The organism is Gemmatimonadota bacterium (genome assembly GCA_016712265.1).
GTDB lineage: Bacteria > Gemmatimonadota > Gemmatimonadetes > Gemmatimonadales > Gemmatimonadaceae > RBC101.
Window position 1 is genome coordinate 614,947 of sequence record JADJRJ010000030.1, and the last position, 23,465, is coordinate 638,411.

Sequence of the window (23,465 nt, forward strand, 5' to 3'; positions counted from 1 at the left end):
GGAGGGATTTGCGAGCTTCCACGATGTCGCCATCAGGTTTCGCGAAGACTATCTCGCGTCGATTCGTACCCGCGGCCTGGACGCGGACCAGGAGGCGGCCCGCCTCTCCCTCGACGAAGTGCGGACCTTCCTGTCGAAGTCGGTATTCCCGCGGCTGACGGCGCAAGGACTGGCCATCTACCCCGCCACCGGGGCACCGCCGGAGGTCGCTGACGCCATTCGGGTTGCGCCCAATGTGTGGGCCACGATCGCCACGCAGCGGGGAGACCTCGCAGAGGCGCTCCGAAAGACGGGGGAGCATGCCTCCGTCGCCGCGGCACCGACGCGGGCCCCAACGCCCATGGCGGTGCCGTCGGGGTCGATCATCGAGGCGCGGGGCCTGGTCAAGGTCTACCGGCGCCGCCGCGTGGTGAACGACGTCGCCTTCCGGCTTCAGCAGGGCGAAATCGTGGGATTGCTCGGACCCAATGGCGCCGGAAAGACCACGACGTTTTACATGATCGTCGGGCTGATCCCGCCCCAGGCCGGCCACATCCAGCTGGACGGTGAGGACATCACCCGCATGCCGATGTACCGTCGCGCTCGGCGGGGGATCGGGTACCTTTCGCAGGAGCCCTCCATCTTCCGGAAACTCTCCGTGGAGGAGAACCTCCTGGCCATCCTTGAGACGTTGCCTCTCAGCAAGGAGGAGCGTCGATCTAGGCTGGAAGCCCTGCTGGACGAATTGGGAATCAAGCACCTCCGGAAGAGCAAGGCGTTCGCGCTTTCCGGTGGGGAGCGGCGGCGGCTCGAGATCACCCGGGCCCTCGTATCGCAACCGAAGTTCATGATGCTCGATGAGCCGTTTGCGGGAGTTGATCCCATCGCGGTCCACGACATCCAGAAGATCGTGGCAGGGTTGCGGCAACGCGGCATTGGGGTGTTGATCTCGGATCACAACGTGGAGCAGACGCTGGATATCGTGGACCGCGCGTACATCATGTTCGATGGCCAGGTGAAGGTCTCCGGAACGGTGCGGGAACTCGTCTTTGACGACGAAGTCTCCCGCATCTATCTCGGGCCCACGCTGACCGCGCGGTTGCGCGAGCGCTTCGCGACCGAGGACACGGCCGCATGAGGGCCGGCCTCAGCCAGAGCACCTCGCTCAGGCAGGAACTAAAGATCAATCCACGCCTGTACCAGGCGATGGACCTGCTCTACATGCCGCTGCTGGACCTGCAGCAGCATCTCAAGCAGGAGCTGCTGATCAACCCCTTCCTCGAGATGGTGGAACCCGAGGAGGACGAGGAGGTCGCAGAACAGGAGGCCGCCGAAGAAGGCGAGGAAGGTCCGGTCGACCTCTCGGAGCCCGAAGAACCCAGCACCCCGGAACTCGAGGCGCAAAAGAACGACACGGTCGATTGGGAAGAGATCCTCCAGGACGGATTCGCCCCGGATGGCCCGCGGGAGGAGACCGAGGAACGCGAGTACTACGAGCCGGTCACGGTGGAGTCGCGGGACCTGTCCGATCACCTCCGCGACCAGGTCGCGCTGCTCGAACTCAACCCCCGGCAGCTGCTCCTCGCCGATGAGTTCATCGGGAACATCGGTGAAACCGGGTGGTTGACCTGCTCCCTGGAAGAGATCCAGACCTCTATCAACGAGGTCGTGGCCCGCGCCGCAGAAAAGGAGGGGTTTCAGGGCACCCTCCCGTTCTACACCGCCGAAGAATGCCAGGCGGCGTTGCAGGTCATCCAGGGCCTGGACCCGTCGGGCGTGGGCGCACGCGACCTGCGCGAGTGCCTGCTCCTCCAACTGCGCGACCAGCAGCACGAAGACACCCTGCAGTACCGCCTGGTGCACGACGCGTTCGACGAACTCATCGCCCATCGCTGGAGCGAGTTGTCCAAGCGGTTCGGCATCAGCCCCGCTGACGTGCAGCAAGCCGCCGACGAGGTGGCCAAGCTGGACCCCAAGCCGGGACTGCGCCACTCGAGCGCCTCGGACGGCTACATCGTCCCGGACATGGTCGTGGAGAAGATCGACGGCGCGTATCGCGTATTCATCAATGACGCGAACCTGCCGCGACTCAAGCTGAGCCGGGCGTACCAGGAGATTGCCCGAGACAAGAAGAAGTTCGACGGCGAGAACAAGGAGTTCATCGCCAACAAGCTGAATTCAGCGAACTGGATGATCCAGGCCATTGAGCAGCGGCGCCAGACGATGCTCAAGGTCATGAACTACATCGTCGAACGGCAGCGCGACTTCTTCGAAAAGGGCGTCCGCGGCCTCCGGCCGCTCACCTTGCGCGAAGTCGCCGACGTCATCGGCATGCACGAGAGCACGGTCAGTCGCGTGACGAACGAGAAGTTCGTGCAAACCCCTCGCGGCGTGCTCCCGCTCAAGTACTTTTTCTCGTCGGGCCTCGCCACCACCGGCGGCGAGGATGTGTCGGCCCGCGGGATCCGCGACCAGATCGAGAAACTCGTGGCCAACGAGGACCCGAAGAACCCGCTGACCGACCAGGCCATCGTGCAAATTCTCCAGGACGGCGGGGTGCACATCGCCCGACGCACGGTGGCCAAGTATCGCGATCAACTCGGTGTGTTGTCGGCACGCATGCGGAAGCGCGTCTAGCATGCCGGACGGCAGACGGCAGACGGAAGACGGTAGCGGCCGCCAGGTCGAAGGCGAGCGGCCCGTCGGCTCTCCGCTCGAGGTGCAGGCGCCGCTCCCGACCGAAAGCGAGACGTCGCCCGCTGACCGCCGCCTGCCGGCCGCCGCCTCAGACATTCAGGTCTCGGTCCTCGTGCCGGCCAAGGACGAAGCCGAGAACCTCCCGCTGTTCATGGAGCAGGCCGAAGCCGTCCTGGGGCGCGACGGGGTGCGGTATGAGGTCATCGTGATCGATGATGGCTCCGTTGACCAAACCTGGGCAACGATCGAACGACTGCGTGCCCGGTACCCGTTCCTGAGAGGGGTGCGGCACCGCAGCCGCCGGGGAATCGCCGATGCCCTGCGCACCGGGTTTCTCAACGCGCGGGGACAGGTGTTGGTCTTCTACCCGGCCGACCTGCAGTTCAAGCCGGAGGACATCCCGCGGTTGGTGGCACCGATCCTCGCCAACGAGGCCGACATGGTCACCGGCTTCAAGCAGGGGAAGTATGAAAAGGCCTTCGTCTCGCGGATCTACAACGGCCTCAGCCGGCTGCTGTTTGACGTGCGCGTCAAGGACCTGAACAGCGTCAAGGCGTATCGGCGCGAGATCATGGAACAGTTGCCGATCCGCCCGGACTGGCACCGCTACATGATCGTCATCGCCGCCTCGCAGGGATTTTCGGTGGCGGAGATCCCGGTGCCTCTGTATCCCCGGCACGCCGGCAAGTCGAAGTTTGGCCTCAGTCGCATCCCCGTCGGCGTGCTCGACATGCTGAGCGTCTGGTTCGAGTTGCGCTTCTCGCAGAAGCCGCTGCTCCTGTTTGGGATGATGGGCGCCGCGCTGTTTGCCACTGGCGTGGTCGCCGGCCTGGTCGCGCTCGGCCGCCTCGCGTTCCTGGGCGTTGGAACCCGATCGGTGTGGACCGTCATCCAGACGACGCTCATCCTGGGGTCCATCTTCTTTGTCGCGGGGCTGCTGGGAGAGCAGGTGGCCGGCCTGCGCGCACAGGTGCGCGAGCTGCGTCGGGTGACCGACGAGTTGCACGACCCGCCGACCTGACGTGTCGCCGCTGCGCGTCCTCTTCCTCGCGCACTCGTTTCCTCGCACCTCGGGCGACGCCGCTGGCTCCTTTCTCCTCCACCTCGCCAGGGCACTCGGGGAGCAGGATGTCGAGGTTCGCGTGGTCGCCCCCTCGGCACCCGGGTTGCCGGGGTTCGAGGAGGTCGGCGGGATTCCCACCATGCGCTTCCGGTACGCCCCGCCTCGTTGGGAAACGCTGGCCTACACGGGGAACATGGCGGCCGAGGTGCGCGGATCGCTGGCGGGAAAGCTCGCCATGCTCGGCTACCTCCTCTCAGGCACCGGCGCCGCCGGTCGGGCGATTCACGGGTGGGCCCCAGACGTCGTCCATGCCCACTGGTGGTTTCCAGGGGGACTGACCGGCGTGCTCCCGGCCCGGTGGCATGGGGTCCCCATGGTCACCACGATGCACGGTTCCGATGTGCGCCTGGCGGTCGGCGTGAGAGCCGCGCACCCGCTGCTTCGTCACGTCCTTCGGAGTTCGGCCGCGGTCACCACCGTATCCTCCTGGCTCGCAGCACAAGTACGGAGCATTGCGGCAACGGTCGAACCACTGGTCGAGCCGATGCCGGTAGCAACCGACTTGTTCGCCCCAGCTACGGCCGCGCGCGAGCGCCTGTTGTTCGTTGGGCGCCTCAACCGACAGAAGGGCATTGCCGACCTCATCGAGGCTATGGCCCGGACGCACAGCGCAGTTGGCCTCGATGTCATCGGTGATGGCCCGGACCGGCCTACCCTCGAGGCCCGGGCGAGGGAGCTCGGTGTGGCACAACGCGTCTGGTGGCACAGAGCGCTGCCACAGCCGGACGTCGTCCCGTACTACCAGCGGGCCATCGCGACCGTGATGCCGGGGCTCGACGAGGGGCTCGGCCTCGTCGCCGTGGAATCGCTGCTGTGCGAGACGCCGGTGATTGCGTACGCCTCCGGCGGCACCGTGGATGTCGTGGAACCGAACCGAACCGGCCTCCTGGTTCCCCCCGGATCGATCGACGGGCTGGCTGCTGCCATCGACACGCTGGCCACCGGAACCGGCGGTCCCTCCATGGGACAGGAAGGCCGCCGAAGGATGCTGGATCGCTTCTCACCAGCGGCCGTGGCTGCCAGGTACGCCGCGGTCTACCGGCAGGTACGGAAAGGGTAGGGCACCGTCACGGGGTTTGGCGGTACCAAGAGTCGGTGCGTCGCCCTATTGCCGGTGCCGGGCTAAATTGCGCCCCCGGAACCAGATGCAGCCTCCGAACGGTGCCCCTTCAACGCCAGACATGACCAAGCCCGCAGCTGAAGTTGGTACATCCGGGCCTTCCACCGCACCTCGACACGCGGGTTGGATCGCGGCTGGCGTGCACCTGCTCGCCACGATGATTCTGGCCTGGCCGGCCCTCACCGGCCAGCTATTGCTCAACGCCCGTTCCGACCAGTACAAGGCCGGGTATGCGTTCCGCGATTTCGCGCGGCAGTATTTCGCCGAGCACGGCGCCATTCCGCAGTGGAATCCCTGGCTCTTTGGTGGGATGCCGTTCGTCGACGCAATGCACGGCGACACCTTCTACCCGACCGCGTTGCTCCGGCTGCTGCTCGGGACGGGCCCCGGGATGACGTGGGGCCTCGTGATCCACCTGTTCCTGGCTGGCATCTTCACGTACCTGCTGCTCCGGACCCTGCGCCTCTCCTTCCACTCGGCGATGCTGGGCGGCGTGGCGTACCAGATGTCGGGGAACATCGCCGGTCTGGTGTCGCCCGGTCACGACGGCAAGATCTTCGTCGCGGCCTTGTTGCCGCTGGCGCTGTGGCTCCTCGTACGAGGCATTCGCGATCAACGCGGGTGGGCCTGGGGACCACTCGCGCTCGTCGTGGGCTTGGCCGTGTTATCGCCGCACCCGCAACTGCTGCAGTACATGTTGCTGCTGTGCGGCGCATTTTCCCTCTTCCTCTGGCGTGGGTGGGGGAATGGGCCCGACGACCCTCCCGGGGCACGAAGCGGGAAGCAACTGGGACTGGCACTCTCAGCGATTGCCACGGGGATGCTCATCGGCGCCATACAGTTCTGGCCGGTGGTGACATACACCCCATGGTCTCCGCGCAATGGTGGACTGGGCTGGGAGCATGCTGTCTCGTTCTCCCTGCCACCAGAAGAGCTGGTCAACTTCGCATTGCCGGAATTCACCGGCATGCTTGGCGCGTATTGGGGGCGGAACGGGATCCACCTGCACTCGGAGTACGTCGGCATCGCCGTGCTGCTCTTGGCGGCGGCGGCGTTTGGCGACTGGGCACAGGGTCCGCTCCGGCGTTTGCGCTGGTTCTTCGCTGGGTCTTTTGTGGTCTCCCTGCTCTGGGCGATGGGAGGGAACACGCCGTTTTACCAGCTGGTCTACGCGATCGTACCCGGCACCAAGTTCTTTCGGGCGCCGAGCACCATGCTCTTCATCGTCAACTTCACCTTGGCCTGCCTGGCCGCGGTCGGCGCCGAGCGGGTACTGAGGGGATCGCTCCCTCGGCGCGTCCTGTGGGTCGCCAGTGGCGTTGCGGCACTGCTCGGGCTGTTTGCCGTTTCGGGTGCGCTGACGAATACCGCCCTATCTCTGGCCGGCCCGGAGCGCGCACAGTTTGTCCTCGCCAACGAGCCGGCGCTCCGTGCGGGCGCGGTCCGGATGTTGGCCTTTGCGGTCCTCATGTCGCTGGCGCTCGTGCTCGTGGCTCGCAAGCGACTCTCCCGCGACCTCGCCGGTGCCCTGCTGATCGGCATCGTCGCTGTGGACCTTTGGAGCATCCTCCGGCGCTACTTCATGTTCATGCCACCGGCGGCGGCGACCTTCGCGACCGACGACGCCATCGCCTGGCTCCAGAAGCAACCCGGTCCGTTTCGTGTCATTCCCCTCCCGCCACGCCAAGGGACGGAGCATGACCAGTACCTGCAGGCGCTCAACTATGACGGCCTGATGACGCACCGCATCGCGGTGGCGATGGGATATCACGGCAACCACATCGGCAAGTACGACTTGCTCCTCGGGTCGGATTACTCGCAGCTCGGCAACCCGAACTTCTGGCGGCTGGCCAACACCCGTTACTTTCTCACCGACGAGCCGACGCTGCCCATCGACAGTGCACGCACCGTCTTCGGCCCGGCGACGAATGTGCACGGGCGTCAGGTCTGGGTACATCAGGTCCCGGTGCAAACATCCTACGCGTGGACGACCACAGCCTTGCTCAAGGCAAGCGAGGAGCAGGCCGCACAGACGGTGCTCAATCCCAGCTTTGACGTGCAGACCGTGGCCATTTTCGACTCGAGTGCCCGGGTGGACGCGGCAGAGCTGCGCGCCGTGCCGCAGCCGAGCCGTGTCGCCGCGCGGACCATCGCATGGGCACCTGGGCAGGCAACGATCGAACTCGACGCACCAGCCCCCGCCGGATCCGCGCTCGTCGTCTCCGAGAACTACTACCCCGGCTGGCAGGCCAAGGTCGACGGCCAGCCGGTCGCCGTCCATCGGGCCAATGTCTCCCTCCTCGGCATCGCCCTCCCGGCCGGAGCCCGCAAGATCGAGTTGGAGTTCGTGAACGCGCCCTACGCGACCGGTCGCCTGGTCACCTGGCTCGCCGTCGCACTCTCCCTCGGCTGGTGGGTTGTCGGCTGGCGCCGGCGCCCGGAGGTGACCACCGCGTGAGCGAGAAGGCCCTGGTCATCGTCCCGACCTACAACGAGCGGGACAACATCATCCGCCTGATTGACGCCGTTCTGAGCCAGGATCGGCGCCTTGAGGTGCTCGTCGTCGATGACGGCTCTCCCGACGGGACGGGAACCCTCGTGGCGGAACGCAGCGCCGGCGACACCCGGGTCCATCTGCTCAGCCGCCCGCGCAAGATGGGACTTGGGACGGCCTACGTGGCGGGATTCAAGTGGGCGCTCGCGCGCGACTACGAGTTCGTCTTCGAGATGGACGCGGACTTCTCGCATGACCCATCCCACCTGCCGCAGTTCCTGGCCTCGATCGCCGAGGCCGACCTTGTCCTCGGCTCGCGGTATCGGGAAGGGAAGGTCACCGTGGTCAACTGGCCCATGGCGCGGTTGATCCTGAGTTATGGCGCGAACATCTACGCACGGTTTGTCACGGGACTGGCCCTCTACGATGCGACCGGAGGCTTCAAGTGCTTCCGCAGACGCGTGCTCGAGGGCATCGACCTCGACGACGTGCGATCCAATGGGTATGCGTTCCAGATCGAGATGAGCTTTCGCGCATGGCAGCTCGGCTTTCGCATCGTCGAGATCCCGATCGTCTTTGTGGATCGCACGGAAGGCGAGAGCAAGATGTCGAAGAAGATCGTGCGCGAGGCGATCTGGATGGTCTGGCGCCTGCGCTGGTGGGGCATGACGGGTCGACTGTCGCGCCCGGCCGCCGAGGGACGTGCCCTCCCGCATTCGCCGTGATTCTGCCACGGGTCGCGTGAAAACGATGACGCCCGATCCGACGGATGCCGCCATCTTTCAACCGGGGGGGGGGCCCCGGCCCCTCGCCGGTCGCTCCTTCTTCAAGATGACCGGCTCCGGGAACGACTTCGTCTTCTTCGACAACCGGGACGGCCGCCACGACGACCTGGCCACTCCCGAGCGCATCGCCGCGCTGTGCGACCGACGGCGCGGTGTCGGTGCCGACGGGATCGTGCTCCTGGATGCCGACAGCGAGTTCGATTTTGGCATGCGCTACTACAACCGCGACGGCAGCCTGGCCGAGATGTGCGGCAATGCCGCGTTATGCAGCGCACGACTCGCCGCCACCCTTGGAATGGTCGCGCCGGGCCCCTTTCACTTCCGGACCCCCTCGGGCCCCGTTGCCGCGCGTATCGTCGACGGCATCCCGGAGATCGACATGACGCCAGTCACGGACCTCCAGGTCCAGGCGGCGCTTCCTCTTGAGGCCGGCGAGCAACGGATGGGCTTCGCACGCGTCGGTGTCCCGCACCTCGTCCTGCTAGTCGACGACCTCGACGCAGCGGATGTCGATCGGCGCGGGCGTGCCCTGCGATACGACCCGAGCCTGCCACACGGCGCCAACGTGAACTTCGTCGCGCGAACCACGGACGGCTGGGCGATGCGCACCTATGAGCGTGGAGTGGAAGCGGAGACGCTCGCCTGCGGCACCGGGACCGTCGCGTCCGTCGCCTTGCTGAACGCCTGGCAGATCGAGGCAACGGGCCTCGCCATGCACACCCGATGTGGAGTGGACCTCTTCGCCGACGTCGCGCGTGGGGGCAGGGCACCGGTGCTCCGAGGCGAGGGACGCATCGTCGCCACCGGGACGATCGTCGACCTCCCCGAATGACCGCCGGACCAGCGCTCGACCGACCGCAGCTGGCCCTCGAGGACGCCATCCGGGCTCTGAGGACGGGTTGGGGGATCGACGCCCAGCTCACGCCCCTGGACGGTGAACGCGACCTGAACTTCGCCGTTCACCAGGGCGGAACGCCCTTGGCAGTCCTCAAGGTCGTCCACCCCGGCGAACCTGGGGCGGCGATCGAGATGCAGGCCGCCCTGCTCGAGCACCTGGAGCACGTCGCCCCCGACCTCCCTGTGCCAAGGGTGCGGCGGAGCCGGGAGGGGGAGCCGACCTATCGTCACGGCGCACTCAGGCTCCGCCTGGTCTCATGGTGTCGGGGAACCCCCGTCGGCGAGGTTCCACGGGAAACGCAGCTGCTCCGCGGCATCGGCGATTCCGTCGGTCGGCTCACACGGGCCCTGCAATCCTTCGGGCATCCCGGCGCGCATCGGCCCCTGGCCTGGGATATCCGACGAAGCGGGGAATCCGCTGCTCGCCTGGTCCATATCCCTGCCGAGAAGCGCTCCCTGGTCGAGCAGGCCATCAACACCTTCGAGCTCGCGCGTCCCGCCCTCGACCGGGTCCGCCACGCCGTCCTGCATGGCGACTTGAACGACTGGAACCTTCTGGCCGACCCGGAGCGTGCTTCCCTCACGGGCATCATCGACTTCGGCGACGCCATCTTCGGACCAGCCGTTGCCGACCTCGCGATCGCTGTGACGTACGCGGCGATGGGAAGCGAGTCCCCGCTGCAGGCCATGTCTGACGTGGTCGCCGGGTATGCAGGCACCTGCCCGCTGGAGGATGACGAAATCGAGCTCATCCCCGCGTTGGTGCAGGGACGCCTCGCCACGAGCCTCACGATTTCCGCAGAACGACGGTCGCGGGCGCCCTCGACTGCCGAGTCGTACTGGTTCGTCTCCGAGGCCCCGGCCTGGGCGCTGCTCGAGGCGTTGCACCAGATCCCCCAGGGGCACCTTCGGGGCGCATTGCGCAAGGCGGCGCGAAGACCCGCTTCCCGGGCCTCCACCGCCCTCAGGGCCTTTCTCTCCACCAAGCCTGCCCTCGCCCCCATCCTCGGACAGCCGTTGGCCCAGCAGGCCGTCCACGCCCTGTCCTGGTCGTCTCCCAACGACCCGATGGTCCCGGAGACCGCCGCCGGCGACCTCCCGGGGGCGGATGCAGCCTACGCCGCCCTCCAAAGCTCCATCGGCTTCGACGTTGGTCTTGGACGATGGGGAGAGCAGCGGGCGGTGTACACCTCAGCGGCCTTCACCTCGCGGGTTGTACCGGGCGCCCGGCGCGACATGCACCTTGGCCTCGACCTGTTCGCGCCGGCGGGCACGCCACTGTTCGCCCCCCTCGCCGCGCGCGTGATCCGCACGGCCAACTGCGACCGCCCCCAGGACTACGGCGGGGTGCTCCTGCTCGAGCACGATCTCCCCGACGGCCACCAGTTCCGCACGTTGTGGGGCCACCTCGATCCGCGTTCCATCGAGGACCTTGCACCGGGACACGTCCTCGCGGCGGGAGACCGGGTGGGCACCCTGGGGGATAGCGGCGTCAACGGCGGGTGGGTGCCGCACCTGCACTTGCAACTCTGCCTGACCAACGAGGAGGACCCCGAGGCGATCATCGGCGTCGGCGAATCCGCGTTGACGGAGCTGTGGGCCGAGCTGTACCCGGACCCGGCCCAGCTTGCCGGGGTGCCGACCGAAGTGCTCACCTTTTCGGCCCCGAAGCGGATCGGACCCGCAGTCTCCGTGAGCAGTACTTCGGCCCGAACCTGAAGTTGTCGTACCGCGAGCCGCTGGAGATCGTGCGAGGGGAGGACGTCTGGCTGGTCGATGCTCGCGGACGGGCCTTCCTCGACTGCTACAACAACGTCGCCCACGTGGGCCACTGCCATCCACGGGTTGTGGCGGCGATCGCGTCCCAGGCGAGGACTCTCAACACCAATACCCGGTACCTCAATCGGCTCATCGGGGAATATGCCGAACGCCTGACGGCGACCTTTCCCCGGGAACTCGACACGGTCTTCTTCACGAACTCGGGGTCTGAGGCGACCGAACTCGCCCTCCGCATCGCGCGGACCCTCACCGGTCGGCACCAGGTGGCCGTCCTGGACTGGGCGTACCACGGGAACACCCAGGCGGCGATCGACGCATCGCCGTACAAGTACAAGCGGGCCGGGGGTAAGGGGCGCCCCGATTTCGTGATCGAACTACCGTGCCCGGATCCATACCGGTCGCCCGGTGACTGGCCCGCGGAGGCCATCGGGTTTCGCTACGCCGAGCATCTCGAACTTGCGCTCTTGTCCGGCGCGTCGCCGGCGGCATTCATAGCTGAGACGATTCCGAGCTGCGCAGGGCAAGTTGTTCTCCCACAAGGGTTTTTGCCGCGCACCTTCGAGTTGATTCGCGCCGCCGGTGGGCTTTGCATTTCGGACGAGGTCCAGGTTGGGTTCGGGCGAGTTGGAACGCACATGTGGGCGTTCGAGGAGCACGGCGTCGTGCCCGATATCGTCACCCTGGGGAAGCCCATGGGTAACGGCCACCCGGTCGGCGCCGTAGTCACGACCCGGAGCATTGCCCGGCGCTTCGCGAATGGCATGGAGTACTTCAACACCTTTGGCGGGAATCCCGTCTCCTGTGCCGCCGGTCTCGCCGTGCTCGACGTGCTGGAATCGCAGCAGCTCCGCGCGAACGCGCGGGCACGCGGAGCATCGCTGACCGAGCGAATTGCGGCCCTCCAGGCCGGCCATCCGCTGATCGGCGACGTGAGGGGGCGGGGGCTGTTCCTTGGGATCGAGCTCGTCCGCGACCGCACCACAAAGGAGCCCGCCACGGAGGCCGCTGCCGTCGTCGTGAACCAGTGCCGAAAGGAAGGCGTCCTCCTCGGAACCGACGGCCCGTACGACAACGTGATCAAGCTCCGGCCCCCAATGACCTTCCAGGCGTCCCACGAGGCGCTTCTTCTCGAATCCCTGGGCCGATCGCTGGAAGCCGCGGCCAAGACATAGGCAGACTGCGGAGGGGAGGTGCCAGACGGCCGACAATCCACTTCTCCACAGATTTCCACCGATCGACTTTACATAACACTTATTATACGCCTTTTCCGCCGGCCTGTCCTGGGCGTCTAGAGGTACCGCGGCCTTCCCACCCTCGCTGCTTCGCGCGCCGGGCCAACGCAAGAACAATGAGGCCCGGGCGATTGCGCGCCCGGGCCTCACCTGCTTGCTGGTCAGATCCCAGGGGCGCTACTTCGCCGTCAGCTCTCCAACCCGCAGGAGCGCTTCGTTGTACAAGACCGATCCCGGGTTCGCTGCGATCGCCTGCCAGATCTTCAGCGCCTCCTCACGCTTGCCGGCCGCGAGCCAGGCGCGGGCTGCGTCGGACTTGAAGCTCTCGCCCTCGGCCTCCAGGACCGTCGCGTCCGCAGCTTTCAAGTAGGCCGCAGCCGCCTCGGGAAATTTTCCGGTCTGTTCCAAGGCGGCTCCTCGAAGCGCCTGGACGGACGCGGCGGTTGGGCCCGACGAACCGATCCCCTCCAACTCCTTGAGGGCCTCATCGGCCTTGCCCTGCTGCAACAGCACCTGACCGAGGAGCACCTTCGCATCAGTGCCGGCGCGCGTGGATCCGTATTGCTGGGCCAGCTTCTTGAGGTCCGCAGCTGCCACCGGGAGGTTGCCAGCGCCCACCGTGCGCTGAGCGGCAACCAACTGCTGGGACGCCGTCACCTCACTGCGTTCGTTCTGGGCGCGGACGACCCACAGGATCCCGGCCACGGCCGCGACCGCAAGGCCTCCAAAGCCGAGCTGTCGCGCGTTGGCCTTCGCCCAGGCCATGAGGTTCTCCGTGCGGTCGTCGAGGTCGAGCGAGGGTGCTGAAGGGCCGGTCATGCAATTGTCGGGTTGGCCGAGCCGCCGGGCGGGTCGGGTCTGGCGAAAGTCAGGCGGGCACGAGGGGCCCGGTAAGCCCGAAAGTTCGCACCAGAGGGCGTATGACGGAAGTCCAGTCTTGGCGACTGCAAATTCATGCGCTATTCTTGTAGTGCCCCTCACCCTTCAACCCAATCCCATGATCAGGCGCAAAGGCATTTCACGCATCGATCAGCCGGAGAAGCACAACCATGGCTGGTTGGTCCAGGTCACCTTCGAAGGCAAGACGCATCGTAAGTGGTTCTCGGACAACAAGCATGGTGGCCGAAAGAAGGCCTTCTCCGAGGCCGTAGTCTGGCGCGACAAGACCGAAAAAGCCCTCGGAAAGCCCGCGACGGGCCGTGTCGTCGTCCGCTCCCGCCGCAACAAGTTCGGCGTCACCGGCGTCCAGTGGGACAAGCGCCATCAGGCGTTCATCGTCTCCATCAACCCGGAGCCGGGCAAGCAGAAGCGCTTTTACGTGCCCGCCAAGGGCCGCAAGCGGGCCGACGCGCTGGTCGACGCCAAGAAGCTTCGCCTGAAGCTCGAGAAGGAGATCTACGCCAAGCGCGGCTAGAGCTTTCCCGCGCAGGTCCGATCGAACGACGGGGCGGCACCCAAGCGGTGCCGCCCCGTTCGCATACAGGTGCCCCCGAGAGGATTCGAACCTCCGACCAACGGTTTAGGAAACCGGTGCTCTATCCATCTGAGCTACGAGGGCGAAGCGCGAAATCTACGCGCCTGGCGCCACGGCGGCATTGCCCGTCAGTACACGATGACGCTCTCGATGCGCTTGCCGACCGCCGCGCGCCCCCCAAGAAACGACAGCTCGATCAGGAAGCCACAGCCCACGACAGTGGCGCCATGCCGTTCCACCAGGCGCACGGTAGCGGCGGCCGTGCCACCGGTCGCAAGGACGTCATCGACGACGATCACTCGCGACTCCGGCCCAACAGCATCGACGTGCATCTCCAGGGCGTCGGTGCCGTACTCCAGCTCATACTCCTCACGACTGCGAGCGAACGGTAGCTTCCCCGGTTTGCGCACGGGAACCAGCCCTGCCCCGAGTCGCGTGGCGATGGCCCCCCCGAAGAGGAATCCCCGACTCTCCACCGCCACGACGTGGGTGATGCCGAGTCCGTCCCAAACCGACGACATCGCTTCGCATGCCGCTCGCCACGCCACAGGGTCGCCGAGGAGCGGGGTGATGTCCTTGAACAGGATCCCGGGCTTGGGATGGTCGGGAATTTCGCGAATGCGCGACCGCAGCTGATCGGCTGTCATCACTTGAGGATCGTGAATGGCGAGGGAAGCTCGGGATTGGCAGGCGGCGTCAACACGATGAGCTGCTTCACGCCGGCGGCCTCCGGCCCCTGGCGCATCGCGGTCAGGAACTCGTCGATGGCCTCCGTGGGTCCGGCGACCGTACACTCGATGTTGCCACTCGAGAGGTTACGAACCCACCCGGCGAGGCCAAGCCGCACGGCCGTGCTGCGGGCAAATGCACGAAACCCGACGCCCTGGACATCACCGGCAATTTCGAAATGAACTAATCGCACGACATGCGGCGTGGGGTCAGGAGCGCGGACTCAGGAGAGCGGCAAGGATGGATGCGAGGACCGACTCCGCGCTAGCCCCCGTCGGGGCAACCCGCAGCTCACCCGACCGGACACGTCGAGCGACCTGGTCGAGCACTTCGAGCGCCGCCGCCTGGGCATCGGTCTCCTCGACCAACGCCTCCAGTGTTTCCGGCGCGTTCTCGATCACGACCGAAAGGCGCTCCCCTGTCTCGTGATCGAACGGTGATATGTCTAGCGGCGCGCTGAACTCCGCCGTTGCGGACAGGTCCTCATCCGCCGTTGACTCGTCCTCGCCCGCCTCCAGAATCGGCTCCCAGGTTGACGCGAAGGCCATTGGAACCACCTCTGGCTGCTCCGCGTGGTGGCCCGACTGGGCGTCCGCGACAACTTCGACCGGCACCTCCACCCCAAACGCACTCTCGGACACTGCGGCGACTGCTTCAGGGAATTCGGTCGGCTCTATCTGTTCGAGCCCCTGAACATCTGCGTCGGCAGTTTCCAGAGCGCCCTGCCGTGGCTCGACCGCAAACCCGCTCTCGAGCACCTCGGCCGACTCAACCAGCGGAGGCGCCTCAACGCGACCTTCGAGCTCGCCTTCCAGCTCAAGGTAGGGCGGCACCTCAACATCGGCCGCTACGTCGGCCGCCAACTCGCCCGGTTCCGGCACAACCTCAATCATGGCCTCCGGTTCCGGCACAACCTCAATCATGGCCTCTGGTTCCTGCACCGGTGACACGAGGGCTTCGACGATTCCCTCGACTGCCCCGGACGGTTCCGCAGCGTCAAAGCCGGCCTGATCGCTCGTGCGATCCAGCAGGTTGCCCGGAATCAGGTCGCTGATCGCGAGGGCCGACGGCAGGTCGTCAATCGTCTTCGTGGCCTCCGGCGTTCCCGGCCGCACCAGAAGGCCCGGGATCGCGCCGGCCCGCGAGCCGTGCGTAAGTGCGGGGCGCGGTCCTCCCGGGCCAACGAACGGACGGGGACGGGATCGGCCTTGAGACTCCGAGGTGGCTGGCATGCGCGGGCTCCGGTGGATGGGGGCCCACGGTTCGTCTACCAGCCGTGAGTACCCTTCAGGGGGACGAACCTCACGGGGGCAATGTCACGCCGCTCGACCACCCCGTCCCGCTTGGTGAGGAGTGCCAGGACCTGCTCTTCCTGATCGCCCACGGGGATGAGCATTCGTCCGCCTTCGCCCAGCTGGTCCACGAGCGGCTGCGGCACCGACGGCCCTCCCGCGGAGACCAGAATTACGTCGAACGGCGCGAACTCGCGCCAGCCGATGGTGCCGTCGCCGAGGAGGGTCGAGACGTTGCGCACGCCACAAGAGCGAATGGCCTGGCGCGCGCGCTCGAGGAGGGTGCCGACCCGTTCAATGGAAAAGACCTGCTCGGCGAGGTGCGCGAGCAGGACGGTCTGGTACCCCGACCCCGTGCCGATCTCGAGGACTCGTTCCTTCCCGGTCAGCGCGGCAATCTGCAGGTATCTGGCATGGATCGACGGCTGCGACATTGTCTGACCCAGCCCAATGTGGATCGGGCGGTCCTCGTAGGCCTGGCGCCCGATACCGCTGGGCACAAAGGAATGTCGCGGTGTCGACTCGATGGCGCGAAGCACCGCAAGATCGCTGATGCCCTGCGCCTGTAGCGTCTCGACGAGGAACCGACGCTCCGCCCGGAACTCGGTGACTATGGGGCTCGCCACCAGCGATCCGCGGTATCCAACATGTCGCGATGTGTCAGGTCCAGATGAAGTGGCGTGACGGAGATGTATCCGTCGTGGATCGCCTGGAAGTCTGAGTCCTCCGCTCCGGACCAGGAGAACTCTCCCCCGCCGATCCAGTAGATCTGCCGCCCGTAAGGATCTCGCATGGGCGAGATGGAATTCGAGTAGACCCGACGCCCGAGGCGCGTGAGCCGCACCCCTTTCACCTGATCGGCACGCAGCGGGGGCAGGTTCACGTTCAGCAGCGTGTGCGCAGGGAACGCTTCCATTGACGTCAGGTGCCGAAGGAGGGGTACGAGCACCTCGACCTGCTCATCGAGCTTCGCGATGTCCGCCCGAAGGTCGCCGCCCGCGAAGGACACGGCAATCGAAGGAACGCCGAGGGCGAGCCCCTCCATCGCGGCGGCCACGGTGCCGGAGTAGAGAACGTCTTCCCCCATGTTCTGCCCGTGGTTGATCCCGGACAGCACAAAGTCAGGGCGTTCGGGCATGAGGACCTCAACGGCCAGCATCACGCAATCGGTCGGTGTGCCGTCGACCTGGAACCGTCGCTCCCCGCGACGAACAGGCCGCAGCGGATGGTGCAGCGTCAGCGAGTGGCTGGTGGCACTCTGTTCGCGATCGGGGGCGACGACCGTGACCTCGCCGATTTCGGTCGCGGCCCGCACGAGGACATCAAGGCCATGGGCGTGGATCCCATCGTCGTTGGAACAGAGGAGGCGCATGGGGCCTAACGATATCGGCTTGCTGCGCTTGCCGCTACGCCACGGGGGCGTCGGTCGCCTGGGGGACCGGTTCCACCCCCTCCAGGATCCGCGCCAGCTGCTCCAGCTCCGCCTCGAGGGCCGCCGCGGCTTCGACGGTCAACGCGTCGCGCGCCGCCCCTTTCACCTGGCCGCCGCGACGGTATTCATCGACCTTCTGGCGCGCCCCATCGATGGTGTACTTCTCCGTGTAGAGCAGCTGCTTGACCAGGTGGATCAGCTCGATCTCGCGGCGCTGGTACACGCGGTTCCCGGATCGGTTCTTGGCCGGGTTGAGAAACTTGAACTGGCTCTCCCAGTACCGCAGTACGTGCGGCTTGAGGTCGGTCAGGTCACAGACCTCGCCGATCGAAAAGAACTCCTGCACCGGCTCCGGCTTCATCCATCACGCTCCGGCCGCAGCTCGCGGCCCATCAACTCGGCAACGACTTCCCGCGCCGAGGCGGATTCGAACAACACACGGGACACCGCCCGCGCGATCGGCATGTCGACGGCTTGTCGCTCCGCCAACGCCAGGGCGCTGGTGGTGGTCACCACGCCTTCCGCGACACTCTCGGTACTCGCGAGGACCTCGGCGAGGGACGCACCCTGCCCCACCGCAATCCCGACTGCCCGATTGCGGCTTAACGCTCCGGTGCAGGTCAGGACGAGATCACCCATCCCCGCGAGCCCGGCGAACGTCTCCACCCGGGCTCCCACGCTGACGCCGAGTCGGATCATCTCCGCCAACCCGCGGGTGATGAGGGCCGCCCGCGAATTCAGCCCCAACCCGACTCCCTCGGCGATACCGGTCGCGACGGCCATGACATTCTTGAGGGCTCCGCCGAGTTCAACCCCGGTGACGTCCTCGCTTGTGTACAGCCGCAGGGGCCCTCCACTCAGAGCACGTTGCACCTGTTCGCGTGCGGCGCGATCGTGCGAGGCCGCGACCACGGCGGTGGGTTGCCCGTGCACGACCTCCTGGGCAAAACTCGGCCCGGACAGGGCGACGACGGGGCGCCCGCGCACCTCGGCGGCGACCACGTCCGTCATGAGCGCGAGGGTCGACCGCTCGATCCCCTTGGTCGCTACCACGAGCGTGGCACCAGCGGGCACCGACGCCGCCCCGGACTGCACGACCGTGCGCAAAACATGCGACGGCGCCGCAAACACGACGCACTCCGCCGCGTCCACCGCCTCGGACATCCGGGTGGTCGCGCGCAGGGCCTCGTGCAACGTGGCGCCGGCGAGGAAGCGGGGGTTGGCATGCGTGGCATTGATATGCTCCACGACGTCCGCCTCGCGCGCCCACAACACGGTCTCGTGGCCGCGGGAGGCCAGCACATGCGCCAGGGCGGTCCCCCAGGCTCCGCCGCCGATCACTGCCGCGCGCATGCCTAACGCGCTCCCGCGGCGGGAGCACCGAGCCGCGACTCCTCGCCGCGCTGCAGTCGCCCGATGTTGGCCCGGTGGGTAAACACGACAAACCCAGCGACCAAGAGCGCCAGGAGCGAGCGTACCGACGTCGGGCCGTACAGGACGGCCGACGTGATCGCCAGGACGAGCCCCGCGCCGATCGATCCGACGGACACGTAGCGCGTTGCCGCCACCAGGACCGCAAACACCAGCAGCGCTACGGCCATGGCGGTCGGCGACAGGGCAGCGAATACGCCGGCCGCCGTCGCCACGCCCTTCCCCCCCCCACGAAACACGCCGAGGTAGGGACGCACGTGCCCGGTGATGGCGGCCACGCCAAACAGGGCCGGCCACCACACCCCGGGGGGCCCAGCAAACCACTCGCGGAAGAACAGCACCGGCACGGCGCCTTTGGCCGCATCCAGCAGCAGGACCACCACCGCGGCCCCGGCGCCTAACGTGCGCAGGACGTTGGTGGCGCCGAGGTTGCCACTCCCGTGCTCCCGCAGGTCAATGCCACGGAGCAGCCGGCCGGCGAGGTACGCAAAGGGGGTCGAGCCCCCGAGGTATGCCACCACCAGGCCGAGCCAGCGTCCGCCCTCGCCCACGGTCAGGCCGCCTTCCGCCGCAGGACAATCCGCAACGGATTGCCGGTGAACCCCCACGACTCACGGAACCCGTTGTGCAGGAACCGGATGTAGTGCTCCTCCACCAGGTCCGGGTGGTTGCTGAAGACAGCAATGACCGGAGGCGACGTCTCCACCTGGGTCGCGTACATCAACCGGATTTCGCGCCCCGCGGCCTGCGGCGGCTGGCGACGCTGCAGCAACTCCTCGAGCCGCTCGTTCACCTTGGAGGTGGAGATCCGCTTCCCGCGCTCCGCCTCGACCTCGAGCAACACGTCCAGCACCTTCGTCACCCGCTGGCCCGTCAGCGCCGACGTGTAGACAAACGGGATGAAGTTCAGGAACGGCGCCTTCTCCCGGGCATCGCGCTCGAAGCGCGCCGAGGTCTTGTCGTCCTTCTCCCTCAGGTCCCACTTGTTCACGATAATGACGAGCCCGCGACCGGCGTCCCACGCCAGGTGCGCGATCTTGAGGTCCTGCCCCTCCAACCCGGCTTGTGCATCCACGAGCAGGCAACAGATGTCGGCCCGTTCGATGGCGCGGCGCGTGCGTAGGCCGGAGTAGAACTCGATGCCATCGTCGACCCGTGATTGCCGACGGAGGCCGGCGGTATCGACGAAGACGATCTCGCGGCCGTGGTACTTCATCGGCGTGTCGATCGCGTCGCGCGTGGTGCCGGCTTCGTCGCTCACGACGAGGCGCTCCTCACCCAGCAGGCGATTCACAAACGACGATTTGCCGACATTGGGACGCCCGATCACGGCCACCCGGAGGCTCTCGACCGGCTCAGGTGGCATCACCGGGATGCGCTCCACCAGCGCATCCAGCAAGTCACCACTTTGCTTCCCGCTGATCGCCGAGACCGGGATTGGGTCGCCGAGTCCGAGAGCGTAGAACTCGTAGTAGTCGGTCGCCGATGGCTGGTCCACCTTGTTCGCGACCAACAAGTGTGGTTTGCCCGTCTCGCGCAGGATCTCGACAATGCGCTGGTCGATCGGGTGCAACCCGGCCCGGGCATCGACCACCAGGAGCAGCAGGTCGGCCTCGGCGATCGCCTCGTCCACCTGCCGCCGGATCTCCTGCTCCATGAGCCCGCGGGAGTCGTCGGTGATGCCGCCCGTGTCCACCAGCCAGAACGACGAACCGTTCCATTCGGCCCGTGCAAAGTGCCGATCACGGGTGGTCCCCGCTTCCTCGGAAACGATGGCCGCCCCATCACCCACGATGCGGTTGAACAGGGCGCTCTTCCCGACATTCGGCCGCCCGACCAGGGCCACGACAGGCAGGCTCATCGCGTGCTCCCGGTGAGAAGAACCCCGGTGGACTCGACTTCCGCGAGGACGTCGATGAAATCGTGCGACGGAAAGACCGGCATGGGGAGGGACGCTCGTACGTCAGCAAAGGTGTCGTCGTCGAGGAACACCCCGGCGTCGTTGATCGTCTCGGCCGGGATCAAGGCCAGGTCGAGGTCGTGACGGGCGCTGAGTGCGCGCCGAATATCCGCGCCGACCAACAGGCCGGCGGTTGTCGTGGTCGGGCCAAACAGCGAGTTCTCGACCGGGATCATCTCCAGGACCGCGTCGGTCTGGGCGGCGAGTTCGCGCAGCAGCGGTGGCATCAACTCGCGCATGGCCGTCCCCGTGACGATCCCGATTCGACGCCCTGCAAGGCGCGGGAGGGTGTCCAGTGAGTCGGCCACCCGCTGTCGGAGCATGGCGACGGCTCCCACGCCATTCTCGACCTGGGGGAAGTCTCCGTAAAACGCGGCATCGGGCAAGGGAGCGCCCGAGAGCAGGTACAGCTCGTCGGAACCGAACACCCAGCGCTCCTCGCGTTCGTGAAGCGCTCGCGCCCCCCACCGTTCCGCCACCGCCAGCAGCTCGCTGGCGCGCTCGCGATCCATCGTCTTGCCGGTGTACAGGTGCGAGAACTGGGTGAGCCCCACCGGAACGATCGCGACCGATCGACAGGCGGCCCCAAAACTCCACAAGTCACGCAGGGACGCCTCCAGGACCTCCCCGTCATTCAGCCCCGGAACAATGACCATCTGCCCGTGGAACTCGATCCCGGCGGCCACCAGCCGCCGAAGCTGGGCGACGATGTCCGGGACACGCGGGTTGTTCAAGAGGACCTTCCGGGCGTCCCACGGCGTGGCATGCACCGACACGTACAGCGGAGAAAGCCGGTATTCGATGATGCGCTCGAAGTCGCGCTCCTTGAGGTTCGAGAGGGTCGCGAAGTTCCCGTACGCGAACGAGAGGCGATAGTCGTCGTCACGCACATACAAGGGTTTTCGCAGACCCTTCGGCAGGCCCTCGATGAAGCAGAACTCGCACCGGTTCGCACACCGACGAACCGTCGGCGGCTCCAGCTCGACCCCGAGTGCCAAACCTTCGGGGCGCTCGATTTCGAAGACGATCGCCTCGCCAGCCGGCGTCCTCACCTCGACCTCGAACTCATCGTTCGCCGTGAGGAACTCCCAGTCAAGGAAGTCCTCGATCGCACGTCCGTCGACGGCAACGATCTCGGTCCCGGGCTCGATGCCGAGTTCTTCGGCGATGCTCTCGGGTTGGACCCGAGCGACGCGAACCATGAGGAGACCTGGAATCCGTGAGCAGAAGGTGGCGCCGGATGACGCCCGAACGGGGCTCAAGGAACGTAGCAAGAGAGGGGGCCGATATCAATGCAGCACATAGACTTCAGACATTCAGCGGACAACGAACACGAGGCGTCCTGCCTTGAAACGAACAAGGCGGCCCCTGGTGGGGCCGCCTTGTTCGTTGGCAAACTGCTCGGGTCAGGATCCCGAGAACGGTGCGTAGCGGAAGGCGATGATCCCCTCTCCTTCCACTTCCACGCGGAACGCCTTGTTGCCCTTGGCAGCGACGCCGGCCAGGCTTGTCTCTTTCGTGCCTTTGACGGTGCCGGCCGCATCCAGGAACTCGAACTTGATCGTGTAGTCCGCTGCGGCCTCCGAGAGGTTGTCCACCTGCCCGGCGAGCACGTGCTTGGTCCCGTCGTGGCTCCAGAGGTTGAACGACATCTTCGCCTTCGCGTTCTGGTACCGCGTGAAGTGAACGAGCAGCGAGTCGTTCATCGCCTTGTACTTCGACTCAACGGGATCCAGTTGGGTCTTCACCTCGGCGGCCTTGGCGTTCTTTTGCGCCATGGTGGTCTTTTTGTCATTGGCCGCATCGAGCGCGATCTTGCGCAGGGAATCCACCTTGGCCTTTACGGACTTGGCGTCGGACTGATAGTTCAACGCCATCACCTGATACGCTTCCTGGTTCTCCGGATCGATGGCGAGGAGCCGACGGATGTAGCCGTCCGCGTCCTGGTAGCGCTCGAGCTTCTGGAGGGTCAACGCCACGTTGAAGAGGCCATCGCGCGAATACGGGTTCTTCTTGAGTCCCGCCTCGAAGAGGGCCGCGGCCTCCTTCGCCTGTTCCGCGCGAGCCGCGTTGACGCCGGCGTCGAAGAGGGCGACGTCGGTGTACTTGGCCGCGTTGGCAATCATGTCCGCGAACACCTTCTGCGCGGCCCCGGCGTCCCCCGTCATGATCTGGGCACGGGCAAGGGTCGCCTCGGCCTTGGCGTCACCAGGGAATTCCGCATTGTACTTCCCGAGGTACTCGATCGCCTGCTGGATCTTCTTGGCCTTCGCGTCCCCTTCGAGGTTCTCCGCGTGGGCCAGCATCAGCATCGCGACGTTCGTCATGGTGGACCGGCGCTCATCGACCAGCGCCGTATCGCCCTTCTGGAGGTCCGTCATCTTGATGAAGGACTCGACGGCGCCGGTGAGGTCGTCCTTGGACTGCAGGGCGTTCCCCAACAGGTTGTGCGCGATGTACGCGAGCTTGAAGCCGTCGTAGATCACCAGCCCGCGCCTGGACAGCTCCATCGCCTCGTCGACCTTCTGCCCGTTGTAGGCATTCACGGCCTCGTTGACGAGCGCCGCGTACACCTTCCGACGCCCTTCTTCCGTCTGCTCCTTGCAGGCGGCGTTCGAGGCCTCGACCACGTCGTACATCGAGTCCGCGGCCAGCAGGAGGTCGATGGTGCCTTCACCCGCCAGCCCGAGCGTTGCACGGGACAGCGGCGCCTTGCCTTCGGGCAGCGACGCCAACTCGGCATAGGCGTTGCCCAACGTCATGGCCCGACCGACCGGGTTCGCCGCGATCACCTTGGCCTCGTCCTTGGCCAGCTTGGTCAGGGCTTCCTTCACCGTCGTCATCATCTGGTCCGGCTTGCCCTGGAACAGGGCCAGCTTGGCGAGGGCGCTGTTCGCGTCCTTCACCTGGCCCGGCTTGCCAAGCTCGATGTTGCACGCCGCTTGCGCGACCGCCACGCCAGGCACAGCCAGCATGAGGGCAAGGGCCGGCGAGAGCTTTCTCCACGTCATCGACTGAATCTCCGTACAGGTGAGCGCGCG

22 protein-coding genes and 1 tRNA gene are annotated in these 23,465 nt (G+C 66.5%); 10 read left to right on the plus strand and 13 right to left on the minus strand.

Going from position 1 to position 23,465, the window contains the following annotated elements:
- The first annotated feature begins 340 nt into the window (after positions 1 to 340).
- From lptB to IPK85_18140, 9 genes are all read left to right on the plus strand, one after another.
- The gene (gene lptB / locus IPK85_18100; protein ID MBK8249292.1) at positions 341 to 1,117 is read left to right on the plus strand and encodes an LPS export ABC transporter ATP-binding protein; all 777 of its coding nucleotides are present in this window, start codon (positions 341 to 343) and stop codon (positions 1,115 to 1,117) included.
- The gene (gene rpoN / locus IPK85_18105; GenBank protein MBK8249293.1) at positions 1,114 to 2,616 is read left to right on the plus strand and encodes an RNA polymerase factor sigma-54; all 1,503 of its coding nucleotides are present in this window, start codon (positions 1,114 to 1,116) and stop codon (positions 2,614 to 2,616) included. Before lptB ends, rpoN begins: the two co-directional genes overlap by 4 nt.
- Position 2,617: 1 nt before the next feature.
- Complete coding sequence (locus tag IPK85_18110; GenBank protein ID MBK8249294.1) at positions 2,618 to 3,697, plus strand: glycosyltransferase family 2 protein; 1,080 nt, start codon at positions 2,618 to 2,620, stop codon at positions 3,695 to 3,697.
- Between the two features lies 1 nt (position 3,698).
- Complete coding sequence (locus IPK85_18115; protein ID MBK8249295.1) at positions 3,699 to 4,859, plus strand: glycosyltransferase; 1,161 nt, start codon at positions 3,699 to 3,701, stop codon at positions 4,857 to 4,859.
- A 121-nt stretch (positions 4,860 to 4,980) separates the two neighbouring features.
- On the plus strand, positions 4,981 to 7,377 hold the full coding sequence (locus IPK85_18120) for a YfhO family protein (protein ID MBK8249296.1): 2,397 nt from the start codon (positions 4,981 to 4,983) through the stop codon (positions 7,375 to 7,377).
- A complete protein-coding gene (locus IPK85_18125) occupies positions 7,374 to 8,138 on the plus strand; it encodes a polyprenol monophosphomannose synthase (GenBank protein MBK8249297.1) in 765 nt (254 codons plus the stop codon). Before IPK85_18120 ends, IPK85_18125 begins: the two co-directional genes overlap by 4 nt.
- Positions 8,139 to 8,154: 16 nt before the next feature.
- A complete protein-coding gene (locus IPK85_18130; protein ID MBK8249298.1) occupies positions 8,155 to 9,030 on the plus strand; it encodes a diaminopimelate epimerase in 876 nt (291 codons plus the stop codon).
- Positions 9,027 to 10,814, plus strand: coding sequence for a phosphotransferase (locus tag IPK85_18135; protein ID MBK8249299.1), 1,788 nt, complete (start codon positions 9,027 to 9,029; stop codon positions 10,812 to 10,814). The genes IPK85_18130 and IPK85_18135 overlap by 4 nt, the downstream gene beginning before the upstream one ends.
- A gap of 2 nt (positions 10,815 to 10,816) precedes the next feature.
- Complete coding sequence (locus IPK85_18140; GenBank protein MBK8249300.1) at positions 10,817 to 12,046, plus strand: aminotransferase class III-fold pyridoxal phosphate-dependent enzyme; 1,230 nt, start codon at positions 10,817 to 10,819, stop codon at positions 12,044 to 12,046.
- A gap of 237 nt (positions 12,047 to 12,283) precedes the next feature.
- Here the strand turns inward: IPK85_18140 and IPK85_18145 are convergent, their stop codons facing one another.
- Entirely contained in the window at positions 12,284 to 12,925 is a 642-nt protein-coding gene (locus IPK85_18145) for a tetratricopeptide repeat protein (protein MBK8249301.1), read from the minus strand.
- Positions 12,926 to 13,103: 178 nt separating this feature from the next.
- Here IPK85_18145 and IPK85_18150 point away from each other — a divergent pair, with 178 nt between their 5' ends.
- Positions 13,104 to 13,520 carry a hypothetical protein gene (locus IPK85_18150; protein MBK8249302.1) on the plus strand — a complete coding sequence of 139 codons (417 nt, stop codon included), beginning with the start codon at positions 13,104 to 13,106 and terminating at the stop codon, positions 13,518 to 13,520.
- 70 nt (positions 13,521 to 13,590) lie between these two features.
- On the opposite strand, the gene IPK85_18155 is transcribed toward IPK85_18150, so the two are convergent.
- The 12 genes from IPK85_18155 to IPK85_18210 form a co-directional block, all read right to left on the minus strand.
- Positions 13,591 to 13,664: transfer RNA gene (locus IPK85_18155), tRNA-Arg, on the minus strand.
- A 44-nt stretch (positions 13,665 to 13,708) separates the two neighbouring features.
- On the minus strand, positions 13,709 to 14,227 hold the full coding sequence (locus tag IPK85_18160) for an adenine phosphoribosyltransferase (protein ID MBK8249303.1): 519 nt from the start codon (positions 14,225 to 14,227) through the stop codon (positions 13,709 to 13,711).
- Complete coding sequence (locus IPK85_18165; GenBank protein MBK8249304.1) at positions 14,227 to 14,502, minus strand: acylphosphatase; 276 nt, start codon at positions 14,500 to 14,502, stop codon at positions 14,227 to 14,229. The genes IPK85_18160 and IPK85_18165 overlap by 1 nt, the downstream gene beginning before the upstream one ends.
- Before the next feature lie 16 nt (positions 14,503 to 14,518).
- Positions 14,519 to 15,541 carry a hypothetical protein gene (locus tag IPK85_18170; protein ID MBK8249305.1) on the minus strand — a complete coding sequence of 341 codons (1,023 nt, stop codon included), beginning with the start codon at positions 15,539 to 15,541 and terminating at the stop codon, positions 14,519 to 14,521.
- A 35-nt stretch (positions 15,542 to 15,576) separates the two neighbouring features.
- A complete protein-coding gene (locus tag IPK85_18175) occupies positions 15,577 to 16,230 on the minus strand; it encodes a protein-L-isoaspartate(D-aspartate) O-methyltransferase (GenBank protein MBK8249306.1) in 654 nt (217 codons plus the stop codon).
- Positions 16,212 to 16,973 carry a 5'/3'-nucleotidase SurE gene (gene surE / locus IPK85_18180; GenBank protein ID MBK8249307.1) on the minus strand — a complete coding sequence of 254 codons (762 nt, stop codon included), beginning with the start codon at positions 16,971 to 16,973 and terminating at the stop codon, positions 16,212 to 16,214. Before surE ends, IPK85_18175 begins: the two co-directional genes overlap by 19 nt.
- 34 nt (positions 16,974 to 17,007) lie before the next feature.
- Positions 17,008 to 17,394 carry a MerR family transcriptional regulator gene (locus IPK85_18185; GenBank protein MBK8249308.1) on the minus strand — a complete coding sequence of 129 codons (387 nt, stop codon included), beginning with the start codon at positions 17,392 to 17,394 and terminating at the stop codon, positions 17,008 to 17,010.
- Complete coding sequence (locus IPK85_18190) at positions 17,391 to 18,386, minus strand: NAD(P)-dependent glycerol-3-phosphate dehydrogenase (GenBank protein MBK8249309.1); 996 nt, start codon at positions 18,384 to 18,386, stop codon at positions 17,391 to 17,393. The genes IPK85_18185 and IPK85_18190 overlap by 4 nt, the downstream gene beginning before the upstream one ends.
- 2 nt (positions 18,387 to 18,388) lie before the next feature.
- Complete coding sequence (plsY, locus tag IPK85_18195; GenBank protein MBK8249310.1) at positions 18,389 to 19,015, minus strand: glycerol-3-phosphate 1-O-acyltransferase PlsY; 627 nt, start codon at positions 19,013 to 19,015, stop codon at positions 18,389 to 18,391.
- 2 nt (positions 19,016 to 19,017) lie between these two features.
- A complete protein-coding gene (der, locus tag IPK85_18200) occupies positions 19,018 to 20,325 on the minus strand; it encodes a ribosome biogenesis GTPase Der (protein ID MBK8249311.1) in 1,308 nt (435 codons plus the stop codon).
- Positions 20,322 to 21,626 carry a DUF512 domain-containing protein gene (locus IPK85_18205; GenBank protein MBK8249312.1) on the minus strand — a complete coding sequence of 435 codons (1,305 nt, stop codon included), beginning with the start codon at positions 21,624 to 21,626 and terminating at the stop codon, positions 20,322 to 20,324. Before IPK85_18205 ends, der begins: the two co-directional genes overlap by 4 nt.
- Positions 21,627 to 21,830: 204 nt before the next feature.
- Positions 21,831 to 23,435 carry a hypothetical protein gene (locus tag IPK85_18210; protein MBK8249313.1) on the minus strand — a complete coding sequence of 535 codons (1,605 nt, stop codon included), beginning with the start codon at positions 23,433 to 23,435 and terminating at the stop codon, positions 21,831 to 21,833.
- Positions 23,436 to 23,465: the final 30 nt, after the last annotated feature.